An 11,293-nucleotide genomic window follows, 5' to 3' on the forward strand; every position below is an offset into this window, starting at 1 on the left:
TTTGTTTTAGGATTTCCTATTAATGAAAATACTAGACCGTTATATACTTTTCACTTTTGTGAAAACATTTTTGAGCATCTTTATCATATTGATGTTCATTTTTGTTTTACAAAGTGTCTGGCTTTATATTCAAGAACTCGCAGGACGAGATCTTGATTTTGGAGTGATACTTAAATTCTTATTATTTGTAACACCAAGTCTAGTGACACTCGTATTACCATTATCGGTGCTGCTTACGAGTATTATGACTTTTGGGAATTTTGCCGAAAATTATGAATTTGCCGCAATGAAGTCTACTGGGATTTCGTTGCAACGTGCTATGAAAAGCTTGATTGTTTTTATAGTATTCTTAGGAATCACATCATTTTTATTTGCAAACTATGTAATCCCTGCATCCCAATTTGAATTTAGAAATCTCCGTAATAACATAGGAAAACTCAAACCAGCAATGATTATACGTTCTGGACAGTTTAATGCTGTTGGAGACGAAATTAATATACGTGTTGCAAATAAACATGGAGAGCGTGATCAATATCTTACAGATGTTATTATACACAAAAAGGAACCAGGTCGCGTAGGGAACTTTACGGTCATCAAAGCAAAAAAAGGAGAACTTATTAGTTCGCTAGAATCACCTATTCTCTCTCTAAAACTTTCTGAAGGGAATTACTATAGTGAAGTAGTCCAAAAAGACTATAAGAAAAAGAAAAGAGAGCCTTTTGTAAAGAGCTTTTTTGAAACATACACGCTTAACATTGATTTAGGAAGTCTAGATGATGTAGATCTTGACGAAAAAGGAATTGATAACTCCTATCAAATGCTTAATGCAAAAGAGTTGGATTCTTCTTTACAAGAGTTATCTGTAAACTATACTAAAAGTAGAACCGATTTTGGAGAGACCTTTATTAGAAAAGCAAATTTTTCTCCATTAAAGGATTTTAAAGTTCCAGAAGCAGATACGATTCAGGAGATTCTTTTAGATAATTACGAGCTTGTAGATCGAGTTGCTATTTTGCAAACTATGAAAACGAGTATCAATAATTCTATAACCTCTATAGAAAGAAGGAGGAAGATCCATGCGGTAGATGTAAAGAGACTTAGCAAATTTGAAATTGCTATTCATGATAAGTATGTATTAGGATTTAGTTGTATCGTACTTTTCTTTGTAGGAGCACCTTTGGGAGCTATTATTCGTAAAGGAGGACTAGGACTTCCTATTGTAATAGGCGTTGGACTTTTCTTGACATTTCACTTTGTAGGGATTTTTGCAAAAAATAGTGCCGAAGATGGTACGATATCGGCTTTTACAGCAAGTTGGTTAAGTACGTTTATCACATTACCCATAGGCGTATATCTCACCTATAGAGCGACAACAGACCAAGGAATAGTAGACTTTGACCCTATACGTTTATTCTTCCAAAAGATTTTTGGTAAAAAGAAAAAAGAAGTAGAAGACGTTGTAGAAGAAAAGATAGCGTACACCCTAACAGAGGATGAAGAAGCATTGCTAGATGCTCGCTCTATTAATCAGTTAAAAGAGCTTATTACAACATATAAAGAAGATAATTATAGTGAGGCTGTAAAACATGGAGCCCTTGACCGATTAGCAGCTTTAGGAATTACTAAAGAGAACCTTAAATCTCAAGGATTCCTTTAATTTATAAGAGTGTATTGATTTCGATTTATATAACAACCTCTCTCTTTTACAAATGATAACGTTGTATTAAAGTACCTTTTTCTGTTCTTAAAAACACATCATAATCCGTATCTTTGTATTCAAAAATAAGAGCTATGCAAGTAACTGCAGAACGTACAACACAACTTCACACCATACAAGAAGCGATAGAAGACATTAGACAAGGAAAGGTCATTATCGTAGTAGATGATGAAGATCGTGAGAATGAAGGAGATTTTGTAGCCGCCGCTGGAGCAGCCACTCCAGAAATGATCAACTTTATGGCAACCCATGGACGAGGATTGATTTGTGCACCTATCACAGAAGATCGTTGTGATGAGCTTCAACTTAATATGATGGTGACCAGTAATACCGATCCATTAGAAACTGCTTTTACCGTTTCTATAGACTTAAAAGGAGAAGGTGTTACAACAGGAATCTCTGCATCAGATCGTGCAAAGACAGTAAAATCTCTTATTGATCCTAATGTAAAACCACACGACCTAAGCAGACCAGGACATATCTTCCCACTTAAAGCAAAAGAAGGCGGTGTTTTACGTCGTACCGGACATACAGAAGCAGCTATAGACTTTGCAAGACTTGCAGGATTTGAACCTGCTGGTGTGATTGTAGAAATCATGAATGAAGATGGAACGATGGCTCGCCTACCACAACTCTTAGAAGTTGCTAAGAAATTTGACCTTAAAATTGTTTCTATAGAAGATCTTATTGCCTATCGTATGGAACACGATAGCCTTATCAATAAGAAAGAAGATTTTGAAATCCATACCCGTTTTGGAGATTATAGATTACGTGCCTATAAGCAAACCACAAATGACCAAGTACACGTAGCACTTACCAAAGGAAGTTGGACAAAAGATGAGCCCGTACTCGTACGTGTAAACTCTACACAGATCAATAATGATATCCTAGGGACCCTTACCAATAATGTAGATAAGAAACTAGACGATATGTTTAGAGCCATTAATGCTGCAAAAAAAGGAGCCATTGTATTTGTCAATCAAGATAATACCGCTGCAAACTTATTGGGACGACTGAGCGAACTTAAAAAGAATCAGAAAGACGGAGTGATGAAAGCGCCTAATATTGTGATGGACGCTAGAGACTTTGGTATAGGCGCACAGATATTACATGACCTTTCTATAACGAAGATCAAATTATTATCTAATAGCGATGGAACAAAACGTGTTGGTATGATAGGATACGGTCTTGAGATTGTAGATCGCGTACAATACTAAAAATATATAGACATATTGAAAAAGAGTAGTGCTCTACAATAGAGCACTACTCTTTTTTTTGCTTTCTATCTAACTTAACTATTTGCTTTAAAAAAAAGTAAAGTATGTTATACGCTTTCGCGAAAGTGTATTTAGAAAGATAATAACACAAGAACTTCCTATTTAAGTAAGAATGAACCTTAAAAATTATACGTAAGTCCAAAACAATTAAACCTATAAACTTTTAAACTCAAGGAAGGGTTTGTACCTTTGTACGACTATTTAAAAAAAACTTATGAGTTCATACGATGTAGCCGTTATAGGCTCTGGTCCTGGAGGATATGTAGCAGCAATACGTTGCGCACAACTAGGAATGAAAACTGCCATTATAGAGAAGTACAGTACTTTAGGAGGAACTTGCCTTAATGTAGGGTGTATTCCATCAAAAGCATTGCTTGATTCTTCACACCATTATGAAGATTCGATAAAGCATTTTGAAGAACACGGAATCGAAGTAGGAGAGGTAAAACTCAACCTAGAGAAGATGATTGCTCGTAAGCAAGGCGTTGTAGATATGACCACAAAGGGAATTGAATTCCTAATGGGGAAAAATAAAATAGACGTTTATCAAGGTGTTGGATCTTTTAAAGATGCAACTCATATCAATATAGACGGAGAAAAGAAGGAAACGATCGAAGCAAAGAACACCATCATTGCTACAGGATCTAAACCAAGTACACTTCCTTTTATTACTTTGGATAAAGAACGTATCATCACTTCTACAGAAGCTTTAAAGTTAAAAGAAGTACCTAAACACCTTGTCGTTATCGGTGGAGGTGTGATAGGCTTAGAACTTGGACAAGTATACAAACGTCTAGGTGCTGAGGTAACTGTAGTTGAGTATATGGATCGCCTTATTGCAGGAATGGACGGAGCACAGAGTAAAGAAATACTCAAAACACTCAAGAAACAAAAAATGAAAATTGCCGTATCTCATGCTGTAACTGCTGTAGAGCGTAATGGAGATGAAATTACTGTAAAGGCAACCAATAATAAGAAAAACGCAGAAGTAGAGTTTAAAGCAGATTATGTCCTTGTAGCTGTAGGACGTCATGCCTATACTGACGGATTAAACTTGGAAGCTGTAGGTGTTGCAACAGATGATCGTGGGAAAGTAGAAGTAAATGAACATTTACAAACTAATGTGTCAAACATCTATGCGATAGGTGATGTCATTAAAGGAGCAATGCTTGCACATAAAGCCGAAGAAGAAGGGGTTTTTGTAGCCGAAACATTGGCAGGGCAAAAACCACACATCAATTATAACCTAATTCCAGGTGTTGTATACACATGGCCAGAAGTTGCCTCTGTTGGAAAAACAGAAGAACAACTTAAGGAATCTGGAGTCGAGTATAAATCAGGACAATTCCCGATGCGTGCCTTAGGACGTAGTCGTGCAAGTGGTGATATAGATGGATTTGTAAAAATCCTTGCAGATAAAACCACAGACGAAGTACTAGGAGTCCATATGGTAGGCGCTCGTGTAGCCGATCTTATTGCAGAAGGTGTAACAGCAATGGAGTTCAGAGCAAGTGCAGAAGATATTGCACGTATGAGCCATGCACATCCTACCTATGCCGAAGCCGTAAAAGAAGCAGCACTTGCTGCTACAGAAGACAGACCATTACATATTTAACATATAACTGAATGATCCCGCGCTTGTCGCGGGATTTTTTTTGAACTATAGTGTACTTTGATATAACTAACTATGTACAGAACGACCCTCAAAATATCCATCATCTTTTTATATCTCATTATTATTGCTGGTGCTGTTGTTAGGATGACAGGAAGCGGTATGGGATGTCCAGATTGGCCTAAGTGCTTTGGGTATTATATACCACCTACCCAAGAAGCACAAATTCAATGGGAATCTAATAAGGAATATAAAGAAGGGCACATTATTATTGTAGATGAGTCGTTACGTATTGCTCCCAAAGATTTTACCTCTGGTACAGCATATACAGAAAGCAATTGGTCTACCTATGATAAACACGATTATGCTAAATTTAATGTATGGCAAACCTGGATAGAGTACATCAATAGACAAGTAACAGTGCTCGCGGGTATTCCGATTCTCTTAATGATTATCAGTGCTTTTTGGTATTGGAGACGGCGTCCGTGGCTCATCTTTGGATCCTTCTTTGTACTACCGTTAATGGGCTTTGAAGCTTGGTTAGGAAAACAAGTAGTAGATTCTAATTTGCTACCTGTAAAGATTACCATTCACTTGATTGCTGCCTTATTTATCGTAGCGCTCTTATTATATCTATGGTATACATCTCAGGTAAAGGAGAGGAGTATGTTCGCGAACCTGCCTGCCGGTAGGCAGGAGCAAAAAAAGTATGATCCACTATTTAAAAATTTAATTCTATTTGCAGGTGTGCTTACTTTAGTACAAGTCGCTTTTGGAACTCAAGTACGTCAACATGTAGATGAGCAAGTAATGGCGTTGGGATATGATGCCAAGGATCAATGGCTCAATCCGCCTACATTTTTGTTTTATGTACATAGATCATTCTCTATACTCGTCACTTTATTAAACGTATACCTATTCTGGCGTAACCGAAAATACCTATTAGGACATGCCAATTTATTGCTGTGGGTACTTATCTTAATTGCACTAGAAGTCGTAACAGGAATTGCGATGTATTATATAGATTTCCCATTTGGAACACAGCCATTACATCTTGTAGTAGCATCGTTGCTATTTGGCGTACAGTTTTATGTGTATTTGGAGAGTTTTAAAGATAAGAAGGAAGTGATTGCAGTATAATAGTATCTTTTAAAAAACATATTATAGATTCTTAAAACAATTTTCCATAATAGTTTAAGTCAATTAATCGCCCACTCGTAGTACGATAATCACGCCTAATGGTGCCTTCATATTCAAAACCGCAATGTAGGGCTACTTGTATGCTTCTTTTGTTTTCTTTGGCGATTCTACAGAGAAGCTTTTTGAAGTCATGTTCTTGAACAATGGTATCTATTAAATCAGTAAGATGATGGGTAATAATACCTTTTCCTTCATAATCTTCATCTATAAAAGCACCTAGTTCTGCTTTAGGAACTTCCCAATCTATATTCTTTACATCTATAAATCCTATAAGTTTTTGGGAAGATTTTTCCTTGATGAGGTATGGATAATAGGCGCGATCTTCTATACGTGTCATGATGTCTTTGCAATAGCTTTGTGTAGCTTCAAGAGTACCTGTTTTTGCAACAGTACCTGCAAAGAAGTCGTTTAATCGTTTTTTATTCTTTTGGATAAGCGTAAAAAAAGAAAGGCTGTCTTCTTCTTGCAACAATTCAAATTGATAGGTGTTAAAGTCAAATGACATAGGATACTCGTTTGATATCACAATTTTACAACGAATTTTAATCAAAAAAATTGATTTAAATCAAGGTTTTTGAATTCTTGATAATGTTTCTGGAGTCATCCTTAAATAGGAAGCAATATATCGATGCGGAATTTCTTGAAATAACTTGGGATGACCTTCCAATACTTGCAGATATCTAGCCTTTGGTGAATCAAGTAATAAGTTTTTCTCACGATCAATCTGCATTAATAAAAGTTGTGAAAGTACTTGTTGCCACAGTGCCAATGTTTCTTTCTCTTTCTCGATAAACTGTAAAAACTGTTTTTTGGATATGACTCTAACTTTTGTCTTTTTGATGGTTTTAATACATAGTATTGAAGATGTATCGGTCAAGAAAGAATCTATAGCAGAGAGTAATGAGTGTGTATATCCAAAATATACGATATGTTCTTTACCATCTTCTGTAAAATAGACGCGCGCACTTCCTTCTTCCAGAAAATATAGATTTGTATCTACTGTACCAGCCTCTTTAATAAAAACATCTCTTTTAAATTCAAGTACAGATTCCCATAAATTGGCTTTGGCAATTTTGTCTTTTAGTATTTGAACAGCATCTTCTATCAAAATAATATATGTTTAGTGCTCTTTATAGTTTTTTGAGAGTTGGTTCAAAACGTGTATTGCTTTATGAGCATCTGCGTGATCTACAAAAATATGATCGTGATAATATCCAGCAATCACATTACAACTAATGTCATTTTTTGCTAATTCAGTAGAGAATAATGCCGTCAGGCCAACAGCATCTAGCGACGAATGAATTTTTAATGTAATCCAAGAAGCTATATATTCATAGGTAAGTCGTAACGCATCTGCTTTTCTACGCTCTATAATAACAGTAGTCCCTTCCTTTTCTTTAAACTCGCAAATGGTATCTTTCCTGTTTATCGTATGTATATCCTGTATTGTACAAAACACATACTCTCCATCTTGTAACTCTGGAGTCATGCCTTTTATTAACTCAGCTAAATTTCTCTCTCCTGCCATGTATTTGTTGTTATATACGATGTATATTGAGATATAATGTATAGAATTTGAAACTAAATGTATATCACGAACTACATGATAACATAGAACACCCTACTTTATGACGTGCCCATTCGGGACGTTTAGCAAACCAGTGTTCATATGCTGGTTGTTCATCATATGGGTTTTTTAGGAGTGTATGAATTTCGTTAAGAAGCTCATAATTCCCTTTGTCTGCCTTATCGATTACGAGTTGCGAGATATAATTACGTAAGACATATTTAGGGTTTATAGCATTCATTTGTGTTTTGCGTTCTTCATCGGTGAGATGTTCTTGAGAGAGTCGTTCTCGATAGGCGAGAAACCATGCTTCCCAATCAGAACGAATAATTCCTGTGATCTCTTCTGGGGTGTAGAAGGCCGCTTTCGCGAAAGCAAAAAAAGCATCCTCCGCATCCTTTGCTCCTTCTTTAGAAACCTGAGTCAGATTCCTAAAGAAAATAGTCATATCGGTTTCTGACGCCTGTAAGTTTTTCTCCAGATCTGCTATGAGTTGAATGTCTGTTTCTACAGCAAGTTGGAGTCCTAACTTCTCGCGCATCATTGCCATATATTTTTTAGGATACTCGGTATGATATGTTTGTAAAATAGCTTCTAACGGAGCTGCTTCATCAATTAATGGGTAAAGTGCATTGGCAAGTTGTAATAGATTCCAAAGCCCAATCTGTGGTTGGTTTCCAAAGCGATATCGTTTATGTTGCCTATCGGTTGTATTGGGTGTCCATTCTGGATCGTAGCCTTCTAGCCATCCGTAAGGACCATAATCTATAGTAAGCCCAAGAATAGACATATTATCGGTATTCATTACGCCATGTACAAAACCTACACGTTGCCAGTGTATAATCATATCTAGCGTGTTTTGTACCACCTCATTAAAGAAACCAAGATAGTTCTCTTTTGTTCCTCCTTCATACTGAGGGTAAAACTGTTCAATTGTATAATCTACTAGTGTTTTAAGAGTCTCTGAATCTTGACGACTTGCAAAAATTTCAAAGCTCCCAAAACGTATAAAGCTTGGAGCTACACGACATACAATGGCTCCCTTTTCATAATCTGCATTCCCATCATATAAGACATCTCTTAGTACTTGATCTCCAGAGAGCGATAAAGATAAGGAACGTGTTGTGGGAACGCCTAAATGATACATCGCTTCGCTACACAAGTGTTCTCTTATAGAAGAACGAAGTACAGCAAGACCGTCTGCTGTACGAGAATAGGGCGTTTCTCCAGCTCCTTTAAGTTGTATTGCCCAACGTTTATTGCGATGCGTTATCTCCGTAAGATTAATTGCTCTACCATCTCCTAATTGTCCTGCCCAGTTTCCAAACTGATGCCCGCCATAACACATGGCATATGGAGATGTGTCTTCTAGGACGTTTGCACCTGTCACCATAGATAGAAATCTTTTGGTGTGTACATCATCTTCTGATAGACCAAGTTCGTTTGCCATTTCTATAGATACATGAAGTAAAGAAGGAGCCGATGGTATTCTAGGCGTTACATAAGAAAAACATGCATTCTCGACTTGTCGCCTTGTATTTCCTGTAATAGGATCGGCAGGTAATTTTGTAGTAAATGTGTTATCTATTTTTAATTCCATAATGCCTATATGCTATAACTTTATTGGTATATACAACGTATCTATTCTTAAAAGTAATACTTCTTAGTCGTAGAAATGATAAAGTTACAACGTCTTATGCGATCTTCCTATAAATACACTGAAACTACTGATCCAATCTCAAAAAAATGCTATGATTTTGAATTTCCTGATATACTTTTGACGTGTACGTTAAGATGAGGGAAATCAAGATAACGAAGTGCCAATAATACGAAAAAGTAAGGCATAAATATCTTCTTAAAGTAGCTTAAGGCGCTTATTAGGGAAACGCTGATACTACTGGAAGGATCTTGAAAAATTAGTGTGATTCTTGATTTCCTCATGTACTTTTGACTTCTGTTTGAAGGATAAAACTGAAATAACAACATAGTAATAATAGAAATTGATTAAGTAATACTATAAGACACGAACATGTTTCTGAGACATCAAAGTAATCGTCTCTTATAGTTGTTTTACTACAGAGAATACTAGAGGGAATAGTCTACAAGAAAATAAACCTCAATAATTACATATATACAATTAAAAAAAGAGCATACATGGCAGTATCAATTAATACGATTAAAGATTGGTTCAGAAATGGTTTAAGGCCTACACAAACACAATTTTGGGCAACTTGGGATAGTTTTTGGCATAAGGATGAAAAACTACCTATTGAAAGTATAGAAGGTCTTCAAGATACTTTAGATACGATTCAAGAAAACAATACGACAGATGCTTATACAGGCTCTTTTATTGATCAGTCAGGAAAAGAATTTTCTGTTGTTAATGGTTTAATTACATTAGTAAATTCTATATATGATGATTTTAAAAATGGGCTTACGCATCATTATACATTTAATGAGATATCTAATTCAACTTTTGTAGATGAAATTGGACCTGTAAATGGAATAGTACAAGGAAATATAGATGTTTCTGTTGATGGGATTGTAGGGAAAGGAGCTATTTTTAATGGTGTAAATGCTAGCGTCCAATCTTTGGGTAATTTAGGATTAACAGCTTTTCCATTCGCTTTTAAAATATGGTTTTATTGTAATAACTTAACTGAAGTCAGAGTTGTAATACATGGCACAGATTTGACTGAACATGTAGGTGTTTCTATTTTGCAAGTATCCGATAAACTCCTTGTGAGAAAAGGCTCAGGTGGTACCGGAGATACAGCTAGGAAAGATTTTATTACTGATGAAGCATGTCTTTCTATTGGGTGGAATTTCTTATTCATTAACATTAAGGAGGAAGATAATTATGATATATATGTAGGATCTAATTTGTTTACAAATTCTTTTTATGCAGGAAATGCTATAAGTGTAGATTTACAAGGAGCAAATTATCAATTAATGAAATATTCTAACTCATATTATGATGGCGCTTGTGATGAATTTAGTGTTTATAATATAGAGGTTTCTCCTGCTGTTATTAAAGCTATATATGAAAAGGAAGTTATGGGAGAGAGTATTTTATTTGAAACTTCTACACCATTGATAAACTTTATATTTAATAAATCTATTAATATAGGTCAACCATCATTTGATGTAGCAGATACGACAAATCATATACTTGTAGGAAGTTCAAGAAGAATTATAAAAGTAAATAAAACAACCGAAGTATTTTCTACTCATTTATTATCATTTGAAGCTGGTGTAAGAGGCGTTGTATCTTCTGAATCAGACGATGTAGTTTTTTTATTATTAATACCAGCAGCATCGCCTCAATTATCAAGGATTCAAGTCCGTAGTCTTTCTAATCTAGATATAGTACATCAAGATATTACGGATACTGTTTTTGGAGTCAGTGGTTGGTATGATACTACATCTAAAAGATTATATGTTGGAATAGTTAATGCTGTTCGAATTTACTCATTTGATAATACAACAAATAAATTAACCGTAGTGGATACTTTAGATGTACCATCATTTACTACTTCAGATATCCATATTGTAGGGAACAAAATGTTTTTGTCGACTTCAGGAGGATGTAAACTATATACAATAACAGCAGGGACTCCATACACTTACACTTTTGTACAAGATATAGCACTTAATGCAAATGAAATTAGAGGAGTGTATTATTCTGAAACACAAGGTTTGTTTTTTACTCATGGAACAGAAACAAATGCTATATCTAGACACGATCCTGTAACATACACATATATAGAAGATATTATTATTCAGAATGCAAATCAACCCTGCGGGTTTTATGTGAAAGATAACAAACTGTGGTTTTCAAATGCTGGAAGTAATAACATAATACAAGCTCAATTTATATCGTAGGATAGATTGATTAGGTAATACTAAACGAATACTAG

General features: G+C 35.4%; 9 protein-coding genes. 5 read left to right on the forward strand and 4 right to left on the reverse strand.

Annotated elements, in window-relative coordinates; genetic code table 11:
* The first annotated feature begins 22 nt into the window (after positions 1-22).
* From ABJD27_RS04235 to ABJD27_RS04250, 4 genes are all read left to right on the forward strand, one after another.
* Positions 23-1,657 carry an LptF/LptG family permease gene (locus tag ABJD27_RS04235; RefSeq protein WP_348170580.1) on the forward strand — a complete coding sequence of 545 codons (1,635 nt, stop codon included), beginning with the start codon at positions 23-25 and terminating at the stop codon, positions 1,655-1,657.
* A 134-nt stretch (positions 1,658-1,791) separates the two neighbouring features.
* Positions 1,792-2,934, forward strand: coding sequence for a 3,4-dihydroxy-2-butanone-4-phosphate synthase (gene ribB / locus ABJD27_RS04240; RefSeq protein WP_348170577.1), 1,143 nt, complete (start codon positions 1,792-1,794; stop codon positions 2,932-2,934).
* Between the two features lie 274 nt (positions 2,935-3,208).
* Positions 3,209-4,609, forward strand: a complete 1,401-nt coding sequence (gene lpdA / locus ABJD27_RS04245) for a dihydrolipoyl dehydrogenase (protein ID WP_348170574.1) — start codon at positions 3,209-3,211, stop codon at positions 4,607-4,609.
* 72 nt (positions 4,610-4,681) lie between these two features.
* Positions 4,682-5,746, forward strand: a complete 1,065-nt coding sequence (locus ABJD27_RS04250) for a COX15/CtaA family protein (RefSeq protein ID WP_348170571.1) — start codon at positions 4,682-4,684, stop codon at positions 5,744-5,746.
* 31 nt (positions 5,747-5,777) lie between these two features.
* On the opposite strand, the gene ABJD27_RS04255 is transcribed toward ABJD27_RS04250, so the two are convergent.
* From ABJD27_RS04255 to ABJD27_RS04270, 4 genes are all read right to left on the reverse strand, one after another.
* Complete coding sequence (locus ABJD27_RS04255; protein WP_348170568.1) at positions 5,778-6,311, reverse strand: GNAT family N-acetyltransferase; 534 nt, start codon at positions 6,309-6,311, stop codon at positions 5,778-5,780.
* Positions 6,312-6,371: 60 nt separating this feature from the next.
* Positions 6,372-6,914, reverse strand: coding sequence for a Crp/Fnr family transcriptional regulator (locus ABJD27_RS04260; protein WP_348170565.1), 543 nt, complete (start codon positions 6,912-6,914; stop codon positions 6,372-6,374).
* A gap of 12 nt (positions 6,915-6,926) precedes the next feature.
* Complete coding sequence (locus ABJD27_RS04265) at positions 6,927-7,334, reverse strand: ACT domain-containing protein (RefSeq protein ID WP_348170562.1); 408 nt, start codon at positions 7,332-7,334, stop codon at positions 6,927-6,929.
* 64 nt (positions 7,335-7,398) lie between these two features.
* Positions 7,399-8,973, reverse strand: coding sequence for a protein adenylyltransferase SelO (locus ABJD27_RS04270; RefSeq protein WP_348170559.1), 1,575 nt, complete (start codon positions 8,971-8,973; stop codon positions 7,399-7,401).
* Positions 8,974-9,527: 554 nt separating this feature from the next.
* Between ABJD27_RS04270 and ABJD27_RS04275 the strand changes: the two genes are divergently transcribed.
* Positions 9,528-11,258, forward strand: coding sequence for a hypothetical protein (locus ABJD27_RS04275; protein ID WP_348170556.1), 1,731 nt, complete (start codon positions 9,528-9,530; stop codon positions 11,256-11,258).
* Positions 11,259-11,293: the final 35 nt, after the last annotated feature.

The organism is Dokdonia sp. (assembly GCF_039945015.1).
Classification (GTDB): Bacteria; Bacteroidota; Bacteroidia; order Flavobacteriales; family Flavobacteriaceae; genus Dokdonia.